The organism is Caballeronia sp. GAFFF2, assembly GCF_023631485.1.
GTDB lineage: Bacteria > Pseudomonadota > Gammaproteobacteria > Burkholderiales > Burkholderiaceae > Caballeronia.
This window is the reverse complement of record NZ_JALQDA010000024.1, coordinates 57,310-81,823: the sequence shown is the minus strand read 5'-3', so window position 1 is coordinate 81,823 and position 24,514 is coordinate 57,310. Positions and strand designations below refer to the sequence as shown.

Here is a 24,514-nt window from a genome sequence, read left to right as displayed (position 1 = left end):
GGCTCTCTTCATTCCAGGCCGATTACGCCGCTTTCAACAATCCGTGCGGATCGAGCACGAACTTCCTCGGCGCGCCGCCATCGAACTTTCTGTAGCCTTCGGGCGCTTCATCGAGCGAAATCACGGACACGTTGACGATATCCGCAATCGGCAAACGATCCCACAAGATGGCCTGCATCAGATTGCGGTTGTACTTCATCACCGGCGTCTGTCCCGTGTGGAACGAATGCGACTTCGCCCAGCCAAGGCCGAAGCGAATGCTGAGACTGCCCTTGCGCGCGGCGGCATCGGCGGCGCCGGGGTCATCGGTGACATAGAGGCCGGGAATGCCAATGGCGCCCGCTGCCTTCGTGATCTCCATCAGCGAATTGAGCACGGTGGCCGGCGCTTCCTCGCCGCTGCCGCTGCCGTGACCGTGTGCCTCGAAGCCCACGCAATCGACCGCGCAATCCACTTCCGGCTTACCGAGAATCTGCTCGATCTGCTCGCCGAGCGTCGCGTCCTTCGAGAGATCGATGGTCTCGAAACCCATCTTGCGCGCGTGCGCCAGGCGCTCTTCGTTCATGTCGCCGACGATGGTGCACGCCGCGCCCAAGATGCGCGCCGATGCCGCCGCCGCCATTCCAACCGGTCCCGCGCCCGCGATATAGACCGTCGCACCCGGCTTCACGCCCGCCATCACCGCGCCGTGATAACCCGTCGGCAAGATGTCGGAGAGACACGTGAGGTCGCGTATCTTCGACATGGCCTGTGCCTTGTCCGGAAACTTCAGCAGATTGAAATCGGCATACGGAACCATCACGTATTCCGCTTGGCCGCCTATCCAGCCACCCATATCGACATAACCATACGCGCCGCCAGCACGCGACGGGTTTACGTTCAGACACACGCCCGTATGTTGCGCCTTGCAGGTCGGGCAGCGCCCGCATGCCACGTTGAACGGCACCGAAACGAGATCGCCAATGGCAAGCGTCTCCACATCGCGGCCGATTTCGATCACTTCGCCCGTGATCTCGTGCCCGAGCACGAGGCCGACTTCCGCCGTCGTGCGGCCGCGCACCATATGCTGATCCGAGCCGCAGATATTGGTACTGACTACGCGAAGAATGACGCCGTGGCCGATGTCGCGCCCGCGTGGATCGACCATCTTCGGATAGTCGATGGACTGCACTTCCACCTTGCCCTGCCCCAGATATACGACGCCGCGATTGCTGCTCATTGATCGTCTCCATGTCTCGTGGACGGCTCGCGCGATGCACCGTCACGGTTCATCGCGCCCGTTCGTCGAGCGTAGCGCCGCTAGTCGCGCACGACCGATCTCCAATGCGACGCGGGTTTGACTGAAACCGACATGACGTTCTTCGGCGGTTTTTATTGATTGACCGTTCAATATAAAAACGCCTAACATCGAATCGAACTGACAGCAGAAGCGACCAATGCCCAAACTCGGAATGCGCGAGATTCGTCGCGCGCAACTCATCGACGCGACCTTGCAGACCATCGACGAAGCGGGCCTCGGCGGTGCGACGCTCGCCTCGGTGGCGCAGCGCGCGAGTACATCGACGGGAATCGTCAGTCACTATTTCGGCGACAAGGACGGGCTGCTCGAAGCCACCATGCGTCATGTGCTGCGCAATCTCTGGCAGGCCACGTCGCGTCGCCGCAAGGCCGCGAAAGCCGAGCCGCGTGCGAAGTTGCGCGCAGTGGTCGCCGCGAATTTCGATGTCGAACAGGTGAACGGCCCCGCCATGAAGACATGGCTCGCGTTCTGGTCCGAGAGCATGCACAAGCCCGAGTTGCGGCGTTTGCAGCGTGTCAACACGCGGCGACTCTATTCGAATCTATGCGCGGACTTCTCGCGCGCCTTGACGAAGCCTGCCGCGCGCCGTGCGGCCAGCGGTCTTGCCGCGCTTATCGACGGTCTCTGGCTGCGCGGCGCGCTTGCAGGCGAACCGTTCGATACGAAGTCGGCGTTGCGCCTCGCTTACGACTACATCGACCTGGTGCTCGAAGCGCGCGGCTAAAACTTTCCATCCTCAAAGGAGCACGACATGGAAGAGCAACGCCTTTACATCGGCGGCGCATACGTCGATGCCACGAGCGGCGAAACCTTCGTCACGCTCGATCCCGCCACCGGTGAATCCATCGCGCACGTCCAGCAGGCGTCGCAAGCGGATGTCGATCGCGCCGTGCACGCAGCACACGACGGGCAACGCGAATGGGCCGCCATGACCGCGATGCAGCGCTCCCGCATCCTGCGACGCACCGTCGACCTGCTACGCGCGCGCAACGACGAACTCGCCGCGCTCGAAACGCGAGACACCGGCAAGCCGATTGCGGAGACGCGCGCCGTGGATATCGTCACCGGCGCGGATGTGATCGAGTATTACGCGGGACTCGCGACGGCCATCGAAGGCACGCAAATACCGCTGCGCGAATCGTCGTTCGTCTATACGCGACGCGAGCCGCTTGGCGTGTGCGCGGGCATCGGCGCATGGAATTATCCGATACAGATAGCTTGCTGGAAGTCTGCGCCCGCGCTCGCGGCCGGCAACGCGATGATCTTCAAGCCAAGCGAGATCACGCCACTCACCGCGCTGAAGCTCGCGGAGATTTATACCGAAGCGGGCGTGCCCGCCGGAGTCTTCAACGTGGTTCAAGGCGATGGCCGCGTGGGCGCCATGCTCGCGGAACATGCGGGTATCGAGAAGATATCGTTCACGGGCGGGGTGCAAACCGGCAAGAAGGTCATGGCGCATGCGGGCGGCTCGACGCTCAAGGAAGTGACGATGGAACTGGGTGGCAAGTCGCCGCTCATCGTATTTCACGACGCCAATCTCGAACGCGCCGCCGACATTGCCATGAGCGCGAACTTCTTTAGCTCGGGACAGGTATGCACGAACGGAACGCGCGTGTTCGTCAAGCGCGGCGTGATCGAACGCTTCGAAGCGCTGGTGCTGGAGCGCGTAAAGCGTATTCGCATTGGCGCGCCGGATGATCCGCTCACCAACTTCGGCCCGCTTGCAAGCGCGGCGCAACTGCATAAAGTGCTCGGCTTTATCGAAAGCGGCAAGCGCGAAGGCGCGCGACTCATCGCCGGCGGCGCGCGCATGAGCGATGGTGCATTCGCGCGCGGCCAGTATGTCGCACCGACCGTGTTTGCCGATTGCCGCGACGACATGCGTATCGTGCGCGAGGAAATCTTCGGACCGGTGATGAGCATTCTTGCCTTCGACGACGAAGACGAAGTCATCGCGCGCGCAAACGATACCGAATACGGACTTGCGGCGGGCGTGGTCACGGAGAACATATCGCGTGCGCATCGCGTGATTCATCGGTTGCAAGCGGGTATCTGCTGGATCAACACATGGGGCGAATCGCCCGCGGAAATGCCCGTGGGCGGCTACAAGCAATCGGGCGTGGGGCGCGAAAACGGCATCGTGACGCTCAATGCCTACACGCGCATCAAGTCCGTGCAGGTCGAGCTCGGGCCTTATCAGCCCGTGTTTTAAGGAGCTTTCGATGAGCGCGATGGAATACGACTACATCATCGTGGGCGCGGGATCGGCGGGCAACGTGCTTGCCTCGCGTCTTACCGAAGACGAGGACGTGACGGTGCTGCTGCTCGAAGCGGGCGGCCCGGATTATCGCTTCGACTTTCGCACGCAGATGCCGGCGGCGCTTGCGTATCCGCTGCAAGGGCGGCGCTACAACTGGGCGTATGAAACCGAGCCCGAACCGCATATGAACGATCGTCGCATGGAATGCGGACGCGGCAAGGGACTCGGCGGATCGTCGCTCATCAACGGCATGTGCTACATACGCGGCAATGCGCTCGACTACGACAACTGGGCCATGCGGCCGGGTCTTGCAAACTGGAGCTATCTCGACTGTCTGCCGTATTTCCGCAAAGCGGAGACACGCGATATCGGTGCGAACGATTATCACGGTGGCGACGGTCCCGTTCATGTCACGACCAGCAAACCCGGCAACAATCCACTCTTCGCGGCGATGGTCGAAGCAGGCGTGCAGGCGGGTTATCCGCGTACGGACGATCTCAACGGCTATCGGCAAGAAGGCTTTGGACCGATGGATCGTACCGTCACGCCGAACGGAAGGCGCGCGAGCACGGCGCGTGGTTATCTGGATCACGCGAAGCATCGCGGCAATCTCACGATAGTTACGCATGCAACTACTGACCGTGTGTTGTTCGCTGGCAAGCGCGCGACTGGCGTGGCTTATCTGCATGGCGTGCAACGCGTGCGCGCGCATGCGCGGCGTGAAGTGCTCATATGCAGCGGCGCCATTGCTTCGCCGCAATTGCTGCAGCGTTCCGGTGTCGGACGTTCGAGCTGGCTCAGGGAACTCGAGATTCCCGTGGTGCACGATCTGCCGGGAGTCGGTGAGAATCTGCAAGATCACCTCGAGATGTACATGCAATACGAATGCAAGGAGCCGGTCTCGCTTTATCCCGCGCTGCAACTGCGTAATCAGCCTGCTATCGGGCTCGAATGGCTTCTGAAGGGCACGGGCATAGGCGCGAGCAATCAGTTCGAGGCGGGCGGTTTCATCCGCACGCGCGATGACGATCCGTGGCCGAACATCCAGTATCACTTTCTGCCGGTGGCGATCAATTACAACGGTTCGAATGCCATCGAGTTGCATGGGTTTCAGGCGCATGTCGGGTCGATGCGATCGCCCAGCCGTGGACGCGTCAAGCTCACGTCACGCGACCCGCACGCGCATCCGGGCATCCTCTTTAACTACATGGCCGATCCGCTCGACTGGCGCGAGTTCCGCGATGCGCTTCGCATCACGCGCGAAATCATGCAGCAGCCGGCGCTCAGCAAGTATCGCGGACGCGAGTTGAATCCCGGCGCAAAGCGCATGAGCGACCGGGATCTGGATGCCTTCATCCGCGCGAAAGCGGAGACCGCATATCACCCGTCGTGCTCGTGCAAGATGGGTTACGACGATATGGCCGTGGTCGATGCCGAAGGACGCGTGCACGGCATGGAAGGCTTGCGCGTAGTGGATGCGTCGATCATGCCGCAGATCACGACGGGCAATCTCAACGCGCCGACCATCATGCTCGCGGAAAAGATCGCGGATCGCATTCGCGGGCGCGAAGCCTTGCCACGCGTCGAGACGCCGTACTTCGTGGCGAACGGCAAGCGCGCGCGCGACAGCGGCTGGTTGCAGAAGGAACTGGTCGAGCGTGCGAAAAGTGACGTGACGAGCGACTCCGCCACCTCGCGCATCTGAGCATTTCCAGAGAAACCTCCTCCGAGCCGAACTCTTCGGCTCGATAACCGGCGGCGACCTTTGCATCCGACGCATGGTTTTCCCTAGTGCCTCGTCTTCATCTCAATTATTACGATCGCAGCCCATTCGTATTCCGAAGCGTTCCCGTCGCCGTACCGAATGGAAATAAATGTGACGGCTAAAGCGAAGGGCGTCGCGGCGAACAAGGCCGCTGGCGCGTGCGAATACACAGCGACCACGAAACGTTGCGAATCGCCGTCGAACGAGCAGGTAACATGCCGCGCTCGCAGAACGAAGTGCGCATCAGCGTGCCCGCTTCCGACGCGCGCCGTGCTTCATGCACGAATGGCACGGTGATCAGTGAGCGCACCGAACAGGGTTGGCTACATCTGACCTTGAACATCAACATTTGATCAACACTTTTAAACTGAAGGACCGAAGTAGCAATGCAAGTCTCAAAGCTTCAACCCACGCGCGCGCTTGCCATCGCGTGTCTGCCGCTCGCAGCGGCGGTCGTGTCCGCATCGGCGGCAGCGCAGAGCAGCGTCACGTTGTACGGCGTAGTCGATAACGCCTTCGCCTATGCCAGCAATCAGCGCGGCTCGTCGAACGTGTATATGTCGCAAGGCAGTTTGCAGGCGAGTAAGTTTGGCCTGCTGGGCGCGGAAGATCTCGGCGGCGGCACAAAAGCCGTGTTTCGTCTGGAGAGCGGCTTCAATTCCCTGAACGGCGCAGCGGCAAGCTCCGCGGGCATGTTCAATCGACAAGCCTATGCCGGTCTCTCCAACGACCGTTACGGCACGCTGACGCTCGGGCGGCAATACACGCCCTACTTCAATCTCGTCGGCGCGCTCGGTCCGACCAGCGCGCTCACGGGCGCGACCGGCGCACATCCCGGCGATGTCGATGCGCTCGACACCACACTGCGCTTCAATAACTCGGTCTCGTATGTCTCGCCGAACATCGCGGGTCTGACGCTCGCCGCACAAGCCGGGCTCGGCGGCGAAGCCGGCAGCATTGCGAGCGGCTCCAACCTCAGCGCGGCGTTGCGCTACGACTTCAAGCCCGTCTCGATCGCAGCGGGTTATGTGCACCTCAAAGACGTCGCGACGAGCAGCGCCATCGGCAGCTTCGCCAACAATTCGCCGGTCAACAACGGCTACGCCACGTCGGGCGGCGTGCAGATGATCGCCGCTGCCGCGCGCTACACGCTCAAGGACCTGATGGTGGGTCTGAACTATTCGAACGTGCAATACGCACCGGGCGCGCACTCATTGTTCTCGGACGAAGCCGTGTTCAACTCGTACGGCGCGATTGCGTCGTATCGTTTCACGCCTGCTTTCGCCGCAGCGGCGGGCTACAGCTACACACGGGCCAGCAAGTCGAACGGCGTGAATGACCCGGCGCGTTATCAACAGATTTCGCTGGAGCAGACTTATGCTTTGTCCGCGCGCACCACGTTCTACGCGTTGCAGGCTTATCAGCACGCGAGCGGTCAGTCTTTGATCGCGAATGGCGCGGGCCGTGTGAGAATTTCGGATGCAGTCGCGGTGGTCGGCGATTCGCAGAACACCACGCCGTCGTCCGGGCCGTCGCAGTTCATCGCGATGATCGGCATGCGGCACGCGTTCTGACGCTTACTTCAGCGCATCAACGCAAGGTCCAGTTTCGGGCAAAGGCTTCGAAACTGGCGACTTGCGCGGACTGCCACGCAGCGTCGCGGCCGAGTTCCTGAGCCATGATGCGCGCCACTTCGGGCGCCGCCGCACGTGCTGCGGCGGCATCCAAAAAGAGCGCGCGATTACGGCGCGCAAGCACGTCTTCGACCGAACGCGCCAGCTCCGCGCGCACCGCGAAACGCGTTTGCGCTTCGGTCAGGCCGCCTGCTTCGACGAGCAACGTGTCCGCGCCCGGCAATCGTTCGATGATCCCCGCATCCGAACCGTAGTACCCGCTTTGCACGCCCGTTGCGCCATGCAAGGGCAACGAGCGCGTGCGGCATGGCGCAGCCGCCAACAGACCGTTTGCAATGGCCAGATCGACCACTTGTTCCGCCATCAGTCGATACGTCGTCCACTTGCCGCCCGTCACCGTGATCATTCCGGTGGAACTCGATTCGATCGTATGCTCGCGCGACAGCGCCGCCGTCGACGCGCCGCTATCGCCCTTCACGAGCGGACGCAGGCCGGCCCACACGCTCAAGACATCGTCGCGCGTCGGTTTGAGCGAGAGATAATCTGCCGCCGAACTCAGGATGAAGTCGATCTCCGCGTCGCTTGCACGCGGTTCGAGCGGCACGTCGCTCTGCGGTGTATCCGTCGTGCCGACGATAGTCTGCCCATGCCACGGCACCACGAACAGCACACGGCCGTCTTTCGTCTTCGGCACGAGAATGGCGTTATCGCTTTTGAGGAAGCGGCCGGGCAACGTGAGATGCACGCCCTGACTCGGCGCCACGATGGGACGCGCGCGGGGATCGTCCATTGCGCGAATGGCATCCACCCAGACGCCGGTTGCGTTGACCACGCAGCGGGCGCGCACTGAGAAGGCATCGCCCGTTTCGGTGTCTTCGAAGGCAATCCGATGCGTCCTGTCCGCGCGATCCACCTCGATACCGCGCACTGCCGCATTGTTGAGCGCGATGCCGCCGAGATCGAAAACCGTGCGCGCGAGTGCAATGGCGAGGCGCGCGTCGTCGAACTGGCCGTCATAGTAGAGCGTGCCGCCACGGAGCGCGCGGCCCTGCAGATTGCCGGCGAGCATGGGCGCCTTGTCGTGCGTTTCGCGCAGACCGAGACCACGACTCGGCGCGAGATTCAATGCGCCCGCAAGCCAGTCGTAGACCTTCAAGCCGGCGCCGTAGAACAGCTTGTCGGTTAAGCGGTAAGCGGGCACGACGAAACCCAGCGCGTTCACCAGATGCGGCGCATTGCGTGCAAGCAGCCCTCGTTCATGCAAAGCCTCGCGCACGAGCGGGATGTTGCCTTGCGCGAGATAACGCACGCCGCCGTGCACGAGCTTGGTCGCCTTACTCGACGTGCCCTTCGCGAAGTCCCGCGCTTCGAGCAGCAAGGTGCGATAGCCGCGCGACGCGGCATCGACAGCCGTGCCTAGACCGCTCGCGCCGCCGCCGATCACCACGATATCCCAGCACGCGGTCCGGTCGATTTCGCGCAGGAGCGTCGCGCGATCGGGCGGCGTGATCGCCTGCATGTCAGGCTGCGCGGGATGCTTGTTCATCGGGGAAATCCCGCGCGCGTGGCCGATCGAACAACATGGCGCGGGACTGGTTGCCGCTTGGGTCCGGGCAAGAATAAACGTGTCATACGCTGGCTTTGTCCCGTCTCTCGCCGATTTTCGTTTTGAAGTGAGATGTTCGTTTTTTTACATCGTACCATCGGCCTTCGGGATCATCGGTGTGGGCCACGCCGCGATCCCTCACTCCCGAGCCGAAACCAGCACGCCGCTCCCTTCCACCACCTCTGCCTCCGAAACCAGCGTCTCCAGCGCGAGCCCGCGCGTCTCGATCCCAAGAATCCAAACCGCCGACGCCGCCACCACAAAACAGGCGGCGCCCAGCGAAAAGACTCCGCCCTGTCCGAAGACCGGCAACACGACGCCAACGACATAAGGCCCGATCAACGACCCGACACGCCCGATCGCCGATGCAAACCCCGACCCCGTCGCGCGCGCGCCGGTCCCATACAACTCGGGCGTATAGGTATAAAGCACGGCCCACATCGCGAAGAGGAAGAACTGCATGGCAAGTCCCGCGCAGATCAGGAGCGTCGGCGTTTCGGCATGCAACGCGGTTTGGCCATACAAGTACGCCATCAACCCGCTACCCAAAAGCGATGCGATGCAAGTCGGCTTGCGTCCCCACCGTTCCACGAGCCACGCCGCACACAAGAAACCCGGCACGCCGCCAAGCGAGATCAGCACCGTATAAAGCACGGACTTCGTGACGGCAAAACCGGCCTGTTGCATCAACGCGCCGAGCCACGACGTCAATCCATAGAAGCCAAGCAACGCAAAGAACCAAAGCGCCCAAACCATGATCGTGCGACGCCTGTATGCCGCACTCCAGATCTCACGAAACGCTCCAGATCCCTTCCTGACAGGCGGTTCCGCCAGCATCGAAGGCGCAGGCAACGCACGCAAGCCGCTAGCCCTCATGACCTTCGCCTCGACTTCATCGAGCACGCGATCCGCTTCTTCGATACGTCCGTGATGTTCGAGCCATCGCGGCGACTCGGGCACCACGCGCCGCACGATCAGCACGAACACCGCGGGTATCGCAAGCAACGCAAACTCGGTGCGCCAGCCAAACTGCGGCAACACGAAGTACGACACCACGCCCGACGCGATGAATCCCAGCGGCCAGAAGCCATCCATCAACGCAATCAGTCTGCCGCGTGAAGCCGTCGGCACGAACTCGGAGAGCAACGTCTGCGCGATAGGAAACTCCATTCCCATGCCGATACCAAGCAGCACGCGATAGAAGATCAACGCATCGACGGAATGCGCCGTCGAGCACAGGTACGACGCCAGTCCCCACAGCACCATGCTCCACTGGAACACGGGCCGGCGTCCGAAGCGGTCCGCAAGCAAGCCCGCGACGGCCGCGCCGAGCACCATGCCGAAGAAGCTTGCGCTTGCAACGAGGCCCGCAGTCGCGGTCGACAAACCGAACTCCGTCTTGATCGAACCGAGCACGAAGGTCATCGTGCCGAGGTCCACCGAATCGAAGAAAAACGCAACGGCAATGATGATGAAAATGGTGCGGTGATACCCGGAGAACGGCAGGCGTTCTAGCCGTGCAGCAGCGCTCGCGCGCGATTGCGTGGCGGTGGACATGTCATCCCTCTCTCGATGCGGCGCTAACCGCGTGGACGTGGCGTACAGAAGTCAAAGCGTTTTCAGTAGACGCCGACATAATTCCGCAACATAGAAGATTCGCGTCATCGGGATGGAACGTACGCGTCATGCGTCATAGCGTGCGCGCGCCGCCGCGGCAACGCGCATGAGCGCATCCACGCTGAGCCTTGCAGCGATGTTCTTCACGTACTCGTGGTGACGCGCATCGAGCGGCGCGTCGAGATACTGCGCATGCAGATAGCGAATCAACGCAATCCGCCGATGCTTCAACGCAATGCTGCGTTCGAGAAGCGCGAGCGCCGCGTTCGCATCGCGCTCCTTGACCGCGCGCTCGGAAAGCAACGCCGCCGTGTCGCGCGATGAAGTCATCGTCGTGAAGGTCAGGAAGCTTGAAGCGCGGCTGCGTTCTGTGCGCGCCACGCGTCGAAATCGGCACGACGCCAGTCGAGTTCCAACGCAAGACGGCGCGTGCCTTCACGAATCTTGGGCTTATGCAACGCGAGCGTGAGACCGTCGAGCGCGGGCCATTCATCGAAGGAGAACGCGGCGATTTCCATCGCGAGCGTTTCGAGCAAACGCGTATGCGGCTTCGTTTCGAGAAACGCACTCACGCGATCGCACCACGCTTCGTAATCGATAAGACCATCCGTCGATTCATGGGGCGTGCTTCGATAACGCAGGCTTGCATCGATAGCAACCGGCTGCGGCGCACGATGCTCATGTTCGTACAAGCCGACGCGCGTCGTCACCATCAGTTCATCGACGACGACGCGCCAGCCCTGTCCGCCCATGGCAAGCGGTTCGAACGGCTTCATGCGAGCAAGGGCTCGGCGGCATCGAGCATGATCTTCACGAAGTAGTCCGCGAAGCTGCGGCGGATGATCAGTTCGAAGCGGTCACCGCCCAACGGCACGAGCGTGAGCGAAGCCTTGAAGTAATGACTCTGCGCGCACTGGCCTTCGCCGAATACTTTCGGATGCAGGTCGAGCGGGCATCCGCGTGAAAGGACATCGCGCGTGCGCGGCCCATCGATTTCGAGCACCGTATAGCCGCTGCCGATATCCACCGCTGCCGCGAACGCGCCCTTGAACGCGTCGCGCAACTTCGCTTCGAGCGGCGCGGGGCGTGCGGCATCGTGCGCGGTCAGTGAGCGCACGAGCCATTCATCGGGGCCGAGCCACAGCATGTCGTAGCCATTGCCGCGCGCGGTGGTGTTCGGTTTGTCGGGCGGCGCGCAGCCAATCACGCTTTGCACGGCCTGCACGAAGGCCGCATCGCGCGTATCGCCACGCACGTTGACGAGTTGGAGAAACGGCCGCTCGGAAAGACGAAACGCTTTCGGCGAGCCCGCCTGATGCGCCTTCAGCAACGCATCCGCGCCGACGAGCGGTGACTCCTGCCACACCCCTTGTCCAACCGTGACGCGATCGACGACCGTCGAGGAACCTCTGGTTTCATTCCACATGCTGACGTGCTCCTTCGCTGTCGTAGAACACCGAACTGGTGATTTTTGCGTTGATCTGCTTGCCGCTCGAAAGCGGAATGGTGACCGCCTCGCCGATCTTGTCAAGACCGCCCTTCACCACGGCAAGCGCAATCGAGCGCTTCAAAATAGGGCTGAAATAGCTCGATGTGACATGACCGAGCATTGGCGCCGAGTCGCCCTGGAACGAACCCGCGACGATCTGCGAGCCTTCCGGAATGACAAACGAAGGATCGTCCGAGAGCAGACCGACGAACTGCTTGCGTCCCGGCTTGGCGGTGTCCGAACGCGTGAGCGAACGCTTGCCGATGAAGTCCTTCGACTTCGCGACTAGCCCGCCCATGCCGAGGTCGTAAGGCGTCATCGAGCCGTCCGTATCCTGGCCCACGATGATGTAGCCCTTCTCCGCACGCAACACGTGCATGGTTTCGGTGCCGTAGGGCGTGATGTCGAATTCCGCGCCCGCTTCCATGATGGCTTCCCACACCGCGCGTCCGACATTGGCCGGCACGTTCACTTCATACGCGAGTTCGCCCGAGAAGCTGATGCGCATCACGCGCGCCGATGCACCCGCCACCGTGCCCTCGCGATAGCTCATGAACGGGAACGCGGCATTCGCGAAGTCGATGTCGTGACACACCTTTTGCAGCACCTTGCGGCTGTTCGGTCCCACGACCGCGAACGTGGCCCAGTGATCCGTCACGGAGGCAAGCCGCACGCGCATGTCGGGCCATTCGGTTTGCAGCCAGCGTTCGAGCCACGTGAGTACGCGCGCCGCGCCGCCCGTGGTGGTCGTCATCATGTAATGCTGGTCGGCAAGGCGCACGGTCACGCCGTCGTCGAAGATCATGCCGTTTTCGTCGAGCATGAGACCGTAGCGGCACTTGCCGACTTCGAGCTTGCTCCACGGATTCGTATAGACCCAGTTCAGCAACTGAGCCGCATCCGGGCCTTGAATGTCGATCTTGCCGAGCGTCGATGCATCGAGAATGCCGACGCTTTCGCGCACTGCGAGCGATTCGCGCGCGACTGCCGCGTGCATGTCCTCGCCCGCCTTCGGGTAGTACCAGGGACGCTTCCAGTTGCCGACATCCTCGAACGCGGCGCCGTTCTGAACGTGCCATTCGTGAACCGCCGTCTTGCGCACCGGATCGAGAAACTCGCCCAGTTCGCGGCCCGCGAACGTGCCGAAGGAAACCGGCGTGTAGTTCGGGCGGAAGGTCGTCGTGCCGGTCTCGGGAATCGTCTTGTTCAGAGCTTGCGCGAGAATCGCCATGCCGTTGATGTTGCCGAGCTTGCCTTGATCGGTGCCGAAGCCCATCGCCGTATAACGCTTCACGTGCTCGACCGATTCGAAGCCTTCACGCGCCGCGAGAAAGATGTCGGCAGCAGAGACGTCGTTCTGGAAGTCGATGAACTGCTTGGGGCCGCGCGTCGCGAGTTCGCGTCCACCGACGAGCCACAACGGCAACAACGGCGCTTCCGTGATCTCGGCCACTTGCACCGGATTCGGCCGCGCGACGATAAGCCCTGCCGCGCGCGCTGCGTCGGCGCCCGCATCGAGTGCGAAGCGGATGCCGCGCGCCAGCGAGAACTCGCCCGCGCACGCGCCCACGCTGCTTTCCAGTTGCATGGCCTTGCCGGGGACGAAGCAGGCTTTATCCTCGTGCCAGTGCGCCTTGCCGCCCGATTGCGCGAAGAGATGCAACACGGGACTCCAGCCGCCCGACATCGCCACGAGGTCGCATTGCAGGTCGGACTGCTTCGCGCCGACTTGCCCCTTCGCATAAGCTGCGACTTCCACTGACGACACGCGCAGCTTGCCGTGCGCCGCCGTGATGACCGCATCGTTGATGACGCGCACGCCATAGCGACGCGCGGCAGCAGGCAACGCGCCTTTCGTTTCCGCCGGCCGCGGATCGACGACCGTGACGTCCGCGCCGGCCGCCTTCAGATCGAGCGCGCACTGATACGCGTCATCGTTGTTGGTGAACACGACCGCGCGACGTCCCGGCAACACCGCATAGCGATGCAGATACGTCGATATGGCGGAAGCCATCATCACGCCCGGCAAATCGTTGTTGCCGAACACGACAGGCCGCTCGTGCGCGCCCGTCGCGAGAATCACGCGCTTGGCGCGCACCTTCCACAGCAGTTCACGCGTGCCCTTGCGCAACGACACCGGCAGATGCTCGGTCAGACGCTGCGTGATGGTCACGAGGTTGTGATCCTGATAGCCGAACGCCGTGCTGCGCGAAAGTACCTTCACGTCGGGCATTTTGCGCAGTTCGGCTTCGATCTTCTGCACCCATTGCAGCGCGGGCTTGCCATCGATCTCCGCGCGGCACGAGAGCAACGAGCCGCCGAGTTCGCTTTGATCGTCGACGAGAATCACGCGCGCGCCCGACAAACCCGCCGCATGCGCCGCCGCGAGTCCCGAAGGACCGCCGCCGACCACGAGCACGTCGCAATGCGCGAAGCACTTGTCGTAACGATCCGCGTCGCGTTGCTCGGGCGCCTTGCCGAGACCCGCTGCATCGCGAATCACATCTTCGTACTTCGGCCAGAATTTGCGCGGCCACATGAAGGTCTTGTAGTAGAAGCCCGCTGGAATGAAGCGCGCGATCTTCTGATTCACGGCCATGCGATCGTTCTCGATGCTCGGCTTCGCATTCACACTCGTCGCGACGAGTCCCTGATATAGCTCGATTTCGGTGGCACGCGCATTGGGCACCGTGTACGCGCCGGTTTCCAACTGCACGACGGCATTCGGCTCTTCCACACCTGCCGTGACGATGCCGCGGGGCCGGTGATACTTCCAGCTACGCGCAACGAAATGCTGGCCGTTGGCGAGCAGCGCGGAGGCAAGCGTATCGCCTTGAAAACCTTGATACGTCTTGCCGTTGAAGGTGAACGTCAACGCAATCGCGCGGTTGATGCGTCCACCCGCGCCGAGTCGGTCTTTCTGGCTCATTTCGACGTGCCTCCGTTATTCGTGTCCATCACGGCAAGCGGACGGTCGAACGTCTCGTAGCCCTGAATCTCGTATGAAACCGTATCGCGCTGCGCCTTGAACCAGCGACGGCAGCCTTGCGCATGCATCCATTGTTCGCGATGCTTGCCGCGCGAGTTCTTGCGCATGAAGAGGTAATCGCCCCATTCCTTGTCGGTGAGCTTGTCCGTTTCGAGCGGGCGCGCGATATCCGCTTCGCCGCCGCAGGAAAATTCGCTTTCGGCGCGCGGGCCGCACCAGGGGCATTCGATCAGCAACATGTTCCTAACTCCCTAAAGTGCGATTAGTGCGCCACGGCAGCCGCGCCGTGTTCGTCGATCAGATGACCCGTATAGAAGCGCTCCAGCGAGAACGGCGCATTCAGCGCATGCGGCTCGTCTTTCGCGATGGTGTGCGCGTACGCCCAGCCCGAGCCCGGCGTCGCCTTGAAGCCGCCCGTGCCCCAGCCGCAATTGAAATAGAGGCCTTTCACATCCGTCTTGCTGATGATCGGGCAAGCATCCGGCGAGACATCGACAATGCCGCCCCACTGGCGATTCATGCGCACGCGCGAGAACACCGGGAACATTTCGACGATAGCCTCTAGCGTGCCTTCGATAATCTGAAAACTGCCGCGCTGCCCGAAGCCCGTGTATTGATCGACGCCCGCGCCGATCACGAGATCGCCCTTGTCGGACTGGCTGATGTAAGCGTGCACCGCGTTCGACATTACGACCGTGTTGACTACCGGCTTGATGGGCTCGGACACGAGCGCCTGCAGCGGATGGCTTTCGAGCGGCAGACGCACGCCGGCCATATCCGCAAGCGATGTCGTATTGCCCGCCGCGACCACCGCGACCTTCTTCGCCTTGATGAAACCCTTGGTGGTATCGACGCCCGTGACTTGGCTGCCGTCGCGCCGAATTCCCGTGACCTGACAGTTCTGGATGATGTCCACGCCCGCCTGATCCGCGCCCCGCGCGAACCCCCACGCCACGGCATCGTGACGCGCGACGCCGCCGCGCCGTTGAATCGACGCACCCAACACCGGATAGCGGCTATTGAGATTGATAGTCGGTTCGATTTCCTTGATCTGCGCGGACGTGAGGAACTCGGCATCGACGCCATTGAGACGGTTGGCGTTCACGCGGCGTTCGGTATCGCGCACGTCCTGCAGCGTATGCGCGAGATTCATCACGCCGCGCTGGCTGAACATGACGTTGTAGTTGAGGTCTTGCGAAAGGCCTTCCCACAGCTTCATTGCCTTTTCGTATAAAGCCGCAGATTCGTCCCACAGATAGTTCGAGCGCACGATCGTCGTGTTGCGCGCGGTATTGCCGCCGCCTATCCATCCCTTCTCCAGGATCGCGACATTCGTGATGCCGTGTTCCTTCGCCAGGTAATACGCCGTCGCAAGACCATGCCCGCCGCCGCCGACGATCACCACGTCGTATTCGCGCTTGGGCTCGGGGCTTCGCCACTGGCGCTCCCAGTTCTCGTGATACGACATGCCGTTGCGCAAGAGGCTGAAGATCGAATAGCGGGTCATGGTGTTTCCTTTCCTTCGTGACGTACTGAATTCAGCATTCGATGACGTTGACGGCCAGTCCGCCGCGCGACGTCTCCTTGTATTTCGTTTTCATATCGGCGCCGGTTTCGCGCATGGTCTTGATGACCGAATCGAGCGAGACGTAATGCTGGCCGTCGCCCTTCATCGCCATGCGCGCGGCATTGATGGCCTTGATCGCGCCCATCGCGTTGCGCTCGATGCAGGGAATCTGCACGAGGCCGCCCACCGGGTCGCAGGTCATGCCAAGGTTATGTTCCATGCCGATTTCGGCGGCGTTCTCGACTTGCGCGGGCGTGCCGCCCATGACCGATGCCAGCGCGGCGGCGGCCATCGAGCAGGCCACGCCCACTTCGCCCTGGCAGCCCACTTCGGCACCCGAGATCGAAGCCGTTTCCTTGTAGATGATGCCGATGGCGGCTGCCGTAAGAAGGAAGCGCACGATGCCATCGTCGTTCGAGCCGTGCATGAACTTCACGTAGTAGTGCAGCACGGCGGGGATCACGCCCGCTGCGCCATTGGTCGGCGCGGTGACGACGCGGCCGCCCGCCGCGTTCTCTTCGTTGACGGCCATTGCATAGAGGTTGACCCAGTCGAGCATCGAAAGCGGATCGCGCAACGACTCTTCGGAACGAAAGCGCAGTTGCGACGAAAGATCCGCCGCGCGACGCTTGACGTGCATCGATCCCGGCAACTCGCCGCGCTCCTTGCAGCCGCGCTCGACGCATGCCGCCATCACGCGCCACACGGCGAGCATGCCCTCGCGCACTTCCTGTTCGCTGCGATTCGCGCATTCGTTTTGCAACGTGATCTCGGCGATAGACAGACCAGTCTCCTTGCACACGCGCATGAGATCGTCGCCGGTGCGAAACGGATACGGCACGCTGCCGCCCGCGCGCAGTCCGTTGACGCGATCGCCTTCGCGATTCACGACGAAACCGCCGCCGACCGAGAAGTATTCTTTCTCGACGAGCAGCTGGCCGTTCTCGTCGAACGCCTGAAAGCGCATGCCGTTCGGATGCACGATGCTCGATCCCGGCGCACCCGGCATCAGCTTGCGATAAAAGCCTATGTGTTCGCGCTCTTCGAATGCGACCGCATGCTTGCCGAGCAACATCAGGCGCTTCGTCTCGCGAATTTCTTTGAGGCGCGGCGCGATCAGGTCGGGATCGATCAGATCGGGCAGATTGCCTTCCAGGCCGAGCAGCACGGCCTTGTCGGTGCCGTGGCCCTTGCCGGTGGCGCCGAGCGAGCCGAACAGTTCAGCGCGCACCCGCGTGACGAAGCCAAGCAGATTCGCGTCCTCGATGTGCGAGGCGAAGCGGCACGCCGCGATCATCGGCCCGACGGTATGCGAGCTGGAAGGACCGATGCCGATCTTGAACAGATCGAAAACGCTGACGTTCATGTGCATTCCTGGTTGGATCATGGGCCGCTTGCCCACTTTTCGCGACTGTGCTCATTGCACCAAACCGCAAATCCGTCCGATAGAACAAAAGCGGCATCGAAATGGGATGGCGGCGTCAGCGCGCGGGAACGCTCGCCCCAATGACGGATTTACCAAGGTTCATGACGTTTGATCGAAAGTCGCCGCATGAGTCCGCCACGCGAACGCGGCGGTAGCAGAGCATTTCGAGGTTGGCGCGTTTTTGCGCAGCTTCGTTGCAGATCGCGGGATTTTTGAGACTGATCCTACGGGCCGAAAGAGGACGTCTCGGTATATTCCCTAAGTCCGTGAGCGGCCACCCTTCAAGGCTTGACGCGTCGCTCGTTTCTCTGTTGTTCCTTCGTCTTCTGTATCCATGCAAAGCTCTGCTCTTCCCGATCAGTTCTTCAAATCCTGGACTCTTGCTTTCATTGTCGGCGCCGCGGTGGTCGGCTTGCTTCAGGCCATCGACATCATTTCTCCCGAACACGTTCTCACGCGCGAAGCGCCCACCTGGGCCGCGTTGATGATCGCGTGTTGCGTCGATCCCGCCTTGCGTTACTTCGGCGTATTGAAGGCCGAAGTCGAACAGCGCTGGGCCGACTACACCGTCGCAAGCCTGCTCGGTCGAACCACCGGCGCGCTCGTCGGCTCGGCGTTCGCCTGGGCCATCGCCGTGCTGGGCAACTAATCTTCCTTCAGGGCCGCCGTATTGCGGCCCTTCTCATTTCTGACCATGCGCCCGTGCTCCACGCACGAGTGATATGCTCGCGGCATACTTACAGGCCGCCGCACTTCACGCGCATGAACCCCGCAGAATCGCTTCCGCCGCTTTCCATCGACGGTCAATCCAAATCGCGTATTCGCTTCGGCATCGTGCTATTGCCGAACTTCACGCTTACCGCGTTCTCCGGTTTCGTCGATCTCCTGCGCCTTTCCGCCGATGAAGGCGATTTCAGCCGCCCCGTGCGCTGTTCGTGGAGCGTGATTGGCGAGACGCTCGCACCCGTGCGCGCAAGCTGCGGCATCCAGATCACGCCGTGGGAGACTTTCGATCAGGCCGAGCACTTCGATTACGTCGTCGTGGTCGGCGGTCTCTTGCACTCGGGGCCCTCCGCAAGCGATGCCACCTTGCAGTTCATCCGCCGCGCCGCCGCGCTCGATGCAACCATCGTCGGCATGTGCACGGGCGTTTTCTCGCTGATGCGTGCGGGCGTGCTGGAAGGGCATCGAATCTGCGTGAGCTGGTTTCACTACTGGGATTTCGTCGAACGCTTTCCGCACGTGGATGAGCAGGCGCTCGTGGCGGACCGGCTCTTCGTGATCGACAGGCGGCGCATTACGTGTTCGGGCGGACGCGCATCCATCGATGTCGCGGCGGCCATCCTGCTGCGTCACTTCGAGACCGCGACGGTGCAAAAGGCATTGCGCATTCTCCTCGTCGACGACATGCAGAAGGGCAACGCGCCTCAGCCGCATCCGCCGGGACTTGCGCCGGCGACGCATCCCAAGGTCAAGCGCGCCATTCTGCTGATGGAACAGCACGTGGGACGCTCGCTCACGCTCGACGAACTCGCGCACAAGCTGGACCTTTCCACGCGTCAACTCGAACGTCTGTTCAAGGCGGAAACCGGCAAGGCGCCGCAAGCCTACGCAAAGCAAGTGCGTTTGCGCACGGCGGCGTGGCTGCTCACGAGTTCGGACAAGACGGTAGCGGATATTGCATCGAGTTGCGGCTTTTCCGATGCCTCGCATCTCGGCCGCGAATTCCGCAAGCAATACGGTCTTCCGCCGATGATGTATCGTGAACAAGGCGGCTCTGGCAACGCCGAAGAAGAGAATCAGACGCTGGACTACGACGAGACTTTCCCGGGCCGCGCACAGGCGATCTAACACGATCTATCCACGTTATCCGCGGCTTACAACCCAAGGAGGAACGGCATGGAGAACCACGGTTATTCGAAGGAAGAATGGGCGCTGCGTTGCGATCTGGCGGCGCTCTACCGCGTGATTGCGCATTTTCGCTGGACCGACATGATCTTCACGCACATCAGTGCGCGCGTGCCGGGGCCGGAGCATCACTTCCTCATCAACAAATACGGCGTGCTCTTCGACGAGATGCGCGCGTCGGACCTCGTGTTGATCGATAGCGAAGGACGCGCGGTGGATCCGGCGGCGCGGGATTATCCGGAGCGGTTTCTCGTCAATCCGGCGGGCTTCACCATTCACTCGGCCATTCATATGGCGCGTCACGATGTCGTGTGCGTCGTGCATACGCATACGGCGGCGGGCGCGGCGGTATCGGCGCAGAAACAAGGGCTTTTGCCGATCAGCCAGCATGCGCTCAAGTACTACGGGCACATTGCTTACCATGACTATGAAGGCATTGCGCTCGATCTCGCGGAACGTGACCGGCTCGTCAACGATCTCGGCCTGCATAACGCGATGATCTTGCGCAATCACGGGCTGCTCACTTGCGGCCCGTCGATTCCCTCGGCGTTTCAAGAGATGTATTTCCTCGAACGCGCCTGCGAGATTCAACTGCGTGCGCTCGCGGGCGGCGGCGAGCTGAATCTGCCTTCGCAGAAGGTTTGCGAAACGACTGCCGCGCAGTATCGCAGGGACGAGTCGGAAGGGATCATCGCGCTGCAATGGCAAGCCGCCTTGCGCATGATCGAGGGCGGCAAGACGGACTATCGCACCTGACCTTCAGTTGCCGGCGACATAAGCCTTCACCGCCGGCAACCCGTCCTTGCCATCGAAGGTTTTGACACCTGCGAGCCATTTATCGAGCACCGCGGGATTCTGCTTCAACCACTCGCGCGCGGCCTTGTTGGCGTCGGTTTTATTCATGATCGGCAGCATGACGTGATTCTCAATGTCCGTCGTGAACCGCAGGTTCGATACGAACTTCGCGACATTCGGGCAACGTGTGTCGTAATCGGTCGGCGTCACGGTCAGCACGCGCGCTTCACCGTAGTTGGGGCCGAAGACATCGTCGCCGCCCGAGAGATAATCGATCTTCATCTGCACGTTCATGGGATGCGGTTCCCAGCCCAGAAACACTATCGGCTTCTTGTCGCGAATGGCGCGATTCACTTCGACAAGCATCCCCGCCTCGCTCGATTCAACCAGCTTGAACTTTCCGAGCCCGTACTGATTGCTGTCGATCATCTTCTTGATGAGCGCGTTACCGTCGTTGCCCGGCTCGATACCATAGATCTTGCCGTCGAGCTTGTCGTAGTTCTTCGCGATATCGCTGAACGTCTTGATGCCGCCGTTGTACGCGTATTCCGGCACCGCGAGCGTGTACTTTGCACCGATGAGATTCGGCGTCGGCAGCACCTTCACCTGATTCGCTTTCTTGAACGAATCGATCATCGGATCCATGGTCGGCGACCAGTAGCCGAGGAACACGTCGATCTGCTTGCTCTTCACGCCAGCGAAGGTGATCGGCACCGATGCGATCGTTTTCGTCGGGCTATAACCAAGTCCCTGCAGGACCGTCGATGCAAGCCCGGTGGTCGCGGCAATGTCGGTCCATCCGACATCGGCGAAACGCACGTTCTTACATGCAGCGGGTTCGGCCGCATTCGCAGCGCAAGTTACCGCGAAAGCAAACGATGCGATCCACGAACGATTCATGCCTTATCTCCCGTTGCTATTTTCAATTGACGATGAGAGGCTCACGCGCGGTCCATGAAGAACGCGCGAAGCCAGAACGATGTCGATTAGGTCAAGCAGACAGACGCCGCTCCACACTCGGCGCGTGCCCGAATTGCGCGCGATACGCCTTGCTGAAATGACAAGGCGAATGGAATCCGCAGATGCTGGTGACGCGCGCAATCGATGCATCCGTGTTGCGCAACAACTCGCGTGCGCGCCGCAAGCGAAGCGTCAAGTAGTAATGCGTCGGCGATACATTGAGGAACATCTTGAACATGCGTTGCAAGTGTCGTTGCGACAGATGCACGAGCCGCGCGAGTTCTTCGAGCGAAAGCGGCTCTTCGATATTCGCTTCCATCAGGCGCACCACTTCGACGAGTTCGGCACGCGAGAAGCCGACGCGCGCATCGACGGGAATGTGCTGATAGTCCGTCGAAGAGCGAATGCGTTCGACGATGAACTGCTCCGACACTTGCGACGCATGCGCCTGGCCAAGCCGCAAGCTCACGAGATTGAGCATGAGATCGAGCGGCGCCGTGCCACCCGTGCAAGTCATGCGGTCGCGGTCGATCACGAAGAGCTCATCGGCAAAACGCACATGCGGGAAGCGCTTGTTGAGCGGCGACATGTCTTCCCAGTGCACGGTGCAGCGATAGCCGTCGAGCAGCTTGGCCGCGAGCAACGCATAAGGCCCGGTGCAAATGCCGCCGAGCGGAACGCCCGCTTCGTGCACGCGCTGCAATAGCTCGATGATCGTATCGTCCACGTGATCCGTCACGTGCCAGCCCGCGCAGACGATGAGCACATCGGGCATGCCGGCTTCGTCGAGCGTCGTGGTCGGCTTCACGGTGATGCCATTGCTTGCTCGAGCAGGCTCGCCATCCGGTGTGATGACCGACCACGTGTAGTGCTGCGCGCGGCCGACGTAGTTGGCCATGCGCAGCACTTCGACCGCGCTCGTGAACGCGATCATCGAGAAATTCGGCAGCGTGAGGAAGCCGAAGTGCGCGAGGTTGGACAACGGCGATTCCGAGGCAGCCGGAACGAGCGCGTCGCGTTTCATGAGCGCATCAGCCTTGTTGCGCGGCCGGTGCGCGGCGCACCTTCATGACGCTGCGAATGCCCGAAAGAAGCGGGGCGCGCGCCATGCCGGGCGAACGGCCGAAGCTCTCGGTGATACGGTCCAGAATGATCGCCAGCAACACGACGGACAAGCCGCTCTCGAAGCCGAGGCCGATATCCAGACGCTGAATGCTCGCGAGCACGTCGTTGCCGAGACCACCCGCACCCACCATCGACGCGATGATGACCATCGACAGCGCCATCATGATCGTCTGGTTCACGCCGGTCATGATCGAAGGCAGCGCGTTGGGAATCTGCACCTTGTAGAGCAGTTGCCACGGCGTGCAGCCGAACGCCTGACCCGCTTCCACGATCTCGCGGTTCACGTGCTTGATACCGAGCGACGTAAGACGGACGGCGGGCGGCATCGCGAAGATCACGGTCGAAAGAATGCCGGGCACGCGGCCGAGGCCGAACAGCATCGCGGCGGGAATGAGATACACGAAGGCGGGCATCGTCTGCATCAAGTCGAGCACGGGACGAACGGCCATCTCCACGACCTTGCTCTTCGCCGTCCAGATACCGAGCGGTATCCCGAGCAACAGGCTGATGAAGGTCGACGAGAGCGTGAGACCGAGCGTGATGACCATCTGATCCCAGAAGCCGGTCGCGTAGATCAGCAACAGCGAGAGCAACGTGAAGGCGGCAAAGCGCCAGCCCACGCGCCACAAGCCGATGCCGACGAAGATGGCCATGAGCGCCCACATCGGGACGGCCTGCAGGCTGTGTTCGATGAAAGCGGCGAAGCTCTCGATGACCTTGCCGATTGAATCGAACGTCTTGGCGTCGTGGTCGAGCAGGTAATGGACGCCGTGATCGACCCAGCTACCGAGCGGAATGATTTCAGACATGGGAACCTCGATGGCGGGTTAAGACCTTCAGGACGTTCGACTTGTTGACCGAACCGCAATAGAAACCCTCGGCGTCGACCACCGGCAGCGGCGCGGGACTCGCGACCACGCGGTGCACGACGTCATCGAGCGTCATGTTGCGCTCGATACACTCGATGTGATTGATCTGCGGCACTGGATTGCCGTTCGAATCGCGGCCGACGAAACCGCGAATGCGCCGCTCGCCGTCAAGCACGAACGCATAGTCCGCGCTGCCGTTGAGCGTCTCCGCCACACTCGATGCGTCGATCTGCGGCGAGTGCTTCATGAGCGGCACGACATCGGTCTGCATGAGGTCGCCGGCGGTCAGATAGCGGCTGGTATCGATGCCGTCGAAGAACGCTTGCACGTAGTCGTCGGCGGGGTTCTGGATGATTTCCTGCGGCGTGCCGATCTGCACCACGCGGCCGCCTTCCATGATCGCGATGCGCGTGCCGATACGCATGGCTTCTTCGAGATCGTGCGAGACGAAGAGAATCGTGCGCTGCTGCTCGCGTTGCAAGTCGAGCAGGACGTTCTGCATTTCCTTGCGTTTGAGCGGATCGAGCGCGGAGAACGCTTCGTCCATGATCATCAGCGAGGGATTCACCGCCAGCGCCCGCGCAAGCCCCACGCGCTGCTGCATCCCGCCCGATAGTTGCGCTGGCAACTTCTGCGCGAACGATGCAAGGCCGACTTGTTCGAGCACGGTCATCGCGCGCTTCTCGCGTTCCTTCTTGCCGACGCCCGCGACTTCCAGACCGAACGCGGCGTTCGAAAGCACGGTGCGCTGCGGCATCAGCGCGAAGGACTGAAACACCATGCTCATGTCCTTGCGGCGCAGCGCCGTGAGTTCCGAGCGCGGCACGGCAGCCACGTCGCGGCCATCGATCAGCACCTTGCCGGCGGTGGGATCGACGAGACGGTTGATCAAACGGATCAGCGTCGATTTGCCGGAACCGGAAAGGCCCATGAGCACGAAGATCTCGCCTTCCTTGACGTCGAAGGAAACGTTATGTACGCCGACGATCTGCCCGGTGCGCGCAAAGACTTCTTCTTTCGTCGCGCCGCCGGCGAGCATGTCGATCGCCTGCTTGGGGCTGTTGCCGAACACCTTGCATAGCCCTTCGACTACTACCTTTGGGGAATTCATCGAAATCTCCATAGCGTGGCGGACGTGCGTCCGCGCTGTGCATACATAGTTGCCAGAAAAAAGTATCGCTAGCCGACTATTTGCGACAACTGC

Annotated in this window: 22 protein-coding genes; 8 read left to right on the top strand and 14 right to left on the bottom strand. The window is 61.8% G+C overall.

Features of this window, described 5'->3' with window-relative positions; all coding sequences use genetic code 11:
- Positions 1-22: 22 nt before the first annotated feature.
- Positions 23-1,219 carry a formaldehyde dehydrogenase, glutathione-independent gene (gene fdhA, locus NCT04_RS15495; protein WP_244829036.1) on the bottom strand — a complete coding sequence of 399 codons (1,197 nt, stop codon included), beginning with the start codon at positions 1,217-1,219 and terminating at the stop codon, positions 23-25.
- A gap of 217 nt (positions 1,220-1,436) precedes the next feature.
- Here fdhA and betI point away from each other — a divergent pair, with 217 nt between their 5' ends.
- The 5 genes from betI to NCT04_RS15470 all read left to right on the top strand — a co-directional run bounded on the left by betI (position 1,437) and on the right by NCT04_RS15470 (position 6,899).
- A complete protein-coding gene (betI, locus tag NCT04_RS15490; RefSeq protein ID WP_244829035.1) occupies positions 1,437-2,024 on the top strand; it encodes a transcriptional regulator BetI in 588 nt (195 codons plus the stop codon).
- Between the two features lie 27 nt (positions 2,025-2,051).
- Positions 2,052-3,512, top strand: coding sequence for a betaine-aldehyde dehydrogenase (gene betB / locus NCT04_RS15485; protein ID WP_250466423.1), 1,461 nt, complete (start codon positions 2,052-2,054; stop codon positions 3,510-3,512).
- Between the two features lie 10 nt (positions 3,513-3,522).
- Entirely contained in the window at positions 3,523-5,265 is a 1,743-nt protein-coding gene (betA, locus tag NCT04_RS15480) for a choline dehydrogenase (protein WP_250466421.1), read from the top strand.
- A gap of 275 nt (positions 5,266-5,540) precedes the next feature.
- Positions 5,541-5,678 (top strand): hypothetical protein, encoded by a 138-nt coding sequence (locus NCT04_RS15475; protein ID WP_244829032.1) that lies wholly within the window; start codon positions 5,541-5,543, stop codon positions 5,676-5,678.
- 33 nt (positions 5,679-5,711) lie between these two features.
- A complete protein-coding gene (locus NCT04_RS15470; RefSeq protein WP_250466419.1) occupies positions 5,712-6,899 on the top strand; it encodes a porin in 1,188 nt (395 codons plus the stop codon).
- A gap of 16 nt (positions 6,900-6,915) precedes the next feature.
- On the opposite strand, the gene NCT04_RS15465 is transcribed toward NCT04_RS15470, so the two are convergent.
- The 9 genes from NCT04_RS15465 to NCT04_RS15425 form a co-directional block, all read right to left on the bottom strand.
- Positions 6,916-8,505 (bottom strand): glycerol-3-phosphate dehydrogenase/oxidase, encoded by a 1,590-nt coding sequence (locus NCT04_RS15465; protein WP_250466417.1) that lies wholly within the window; start codon positions 8,503-8,505, stop codon positions 6,916-6,918.
- A 198-nt stretch (positions 8,506-8,703) separates the two neighbouring features.
- Positions 8,704-10,122 (bottom strand): MFS transporter, encoded by a 1,419-nt coding sequence (locus NCT04_RS15460; RefSeq protein ID WP_244829029.1) that lies wholly within the window; start codon positions 10,120-10,122, stop codon positions 8,704-8,706.
- A gap of 126 nt (positions 10,123-10,248) precedes the next feature.
- Positions 10,249-10,512 (bottom strand): hypothetical protein, encoded by a 264-nt coding sequence (locus NCT04_RS15455; protein ID WP_250466415.1) that lies wholly within the window; start codon positions 10,510-10,512, stop codon positions 10,249-10,251.
- Positions 10,513-10,523: 11 nt separating this feature from the next.
- A complete protein-coding gene (locus tag NCT04_RS15450) occupies positions 10,524-10,958 on the bottom strand; it encodes a dihydroneopterin aldolase (protein ID WP_250466413.1) in 435 nt (144 codons plus the stop codon).
- Positions 10,955-11,608, bottom strand: a complete 654-nt coding sequence (locus tag NCT04_RS15445) for a sarcosine oxidase subunit gamma (protein ID WP_250466411.1) — start codon at positions 11,606-11,608, stop codon at positions 10,955-10,957. The genes NCT04_RS15450 and NCT04_RS15445 overlap by 4 nt, the downstream gene beginning before the upstream one ends.
- Positions 11,598-14,600, bottom strand: a complete 3,003-nt coding sequence (locus NCT04_RS15440) for a sarcosine oxidase subunit alpha family protein (protein ID WP_250466409.1) — start codon at positions 14,598-14,600, stop codon at positions 11,598-11,600. Before NCT04_RS15440 ends, NCT04_RS15445 begins: the two co-directional genes overlap by 11 nt.
- The gene (locus tag NCT04_RS15435; protein ID WP_244829024.1) at positions 14,597-14,899 is read right to left on the bottom strand and encodes a sarcosine oxidase subunit delta; all 303 of its coding nucleotides are present in this window, start codon (positions 14,897-14,899) and stop codon (positions 14,597-14,599) included. Before NCT04_RS15435 ends, NCT04_RS15440 begins: the two co-directional genes overlap by 4 nt.
- Positions 14,900-14,922: 23 nt before the next feature.
- Complete coding sequence (locus NCT04_RS15430) at positions 14,923-16,167, bottom strand: sarcosine oxidase subunit beta family protein (protein ID WP_250466407.1); 1,245 nt, start codon at positions 16,165-16,167, stop codon at positions 14,923-14,925.
- Positions 16,168-16,198: 31 nt separating this feature from the next.
- On the bottom strand, positions 16,199-17,593 hold the full coding sequence (locus NCT04_RS15425; RefSeq protein WP_250466405.1) for an L-serine ammonia-lyase: 1,395 nt from the start codon (positions 17,591-17,593) through the stop codon (positions 16,199-16,201).
- Positions 17,594-17,987: 394 nt separating this feature from the next.
- On the opposite strand from NCT04_RS15425, the gene NCT04_RS15420 reads away from it, so the two are divergent.
- From NCT04_RS15420 to NCT04_RS15410, 3 genes are all read left to right on the top strand, one after another.
- A complete protein-coding gene (locus tag NCT04_RS15420) occupies positions 17,988-18,302 on the top strand; it encodes a hypothetical protein (RefSeq protein WP_250466403.1) in 315 nt (104 codons plus the stop codon).
- Positions 18,303-18,415: 113 nt separating this feature from the next.
- Complete coding sequence (locus tag NCT04_RS15415; protein WP_244829020.1) at positions 18,416-19,504, top strand: GlxA family transcriptional regulator; 1,089 nt, start codon at positions 18,416-18,418, stop codon at positions 19,502-19,504.
- 48 nt (positions 19,505-19,552) lie between these two features.
- Positions 19,553-20,317 carry a class II aldolase/adducin family protein gene (locus NCT04_RS15410; protein ID WP_250466401.1) on the top strand — a complete coding sequence of 255 codons (765 nt, stop codon included), beginning with the start codon at positions 19,553-19,555 and terminating at the stop codon, positions 20,315-20,317.
- A gap of 3 nt (positions 20,318-20,320) precedes the next feature.
- Here NCT04_RS15410 and NCT04_RS15405 read toward each other — a convergent pair whose 3' ends face one another.
- The 4 genes from NCT04_RS15405 to NCT04_RS15390 all read right to left on the bottom strand — a co-directional run bounded on the left by NCT04_RS15405 (position 20,321) and on the right by NCT04_RS15390 (position 24,421).
- On the bottom strand, positions 20,321-21,256 hold the full coding sequence (locus tag NCT04_RS15405; protein WP_250466400.1) for a choline ABC transporter substrate-binding protein: 936 nt from the start codon (positions 21,254-21,256) through the stop codon (positions 20,321-20,323).
- Between the two features lie 91 nt (positions 21,257-21,347).
- A complete protein-coding gene (locus NCT04_RS15400) occupies positions 21,348-22,340 on the bottom strand; it encodes a GlxA family transcriptional regulator (protein WP_250466398.1) in 993 nt (330 codons plus the stop codon).
- Positions 22,341-22,347: 7 nt separating this feature from the next.
- Positions 22,348-23,250 carry a choline ABC transporter permease subunit gene (choW, locus tag NCT04_RS15395; protein ID WP_244829016.1) on the bottom strand — a complete coding sequence of 301 codons (903 nt, stop codon included), beginning with the start codon at positions 23,248-23,250 and terminating at the stop codon, positions 22,348-22,350.
- On the bottom strand, positions 23,243-24,421 hold the full coding sequence (locus NCT04_RS15390) for a quaternary amine ABC transporter ATP-binding protein (protein ID WP_250466396.1): 1,179 nt from the start codon (positions 24,419-24,421) through the stop codon (positions 23,243-23,245). Before NCT04_RS15390 ends, choW begins: the two co-directional genes overlap by 8 nt.
- Positions 24,422-24,514: the final 93 nt, after the last annotated feature.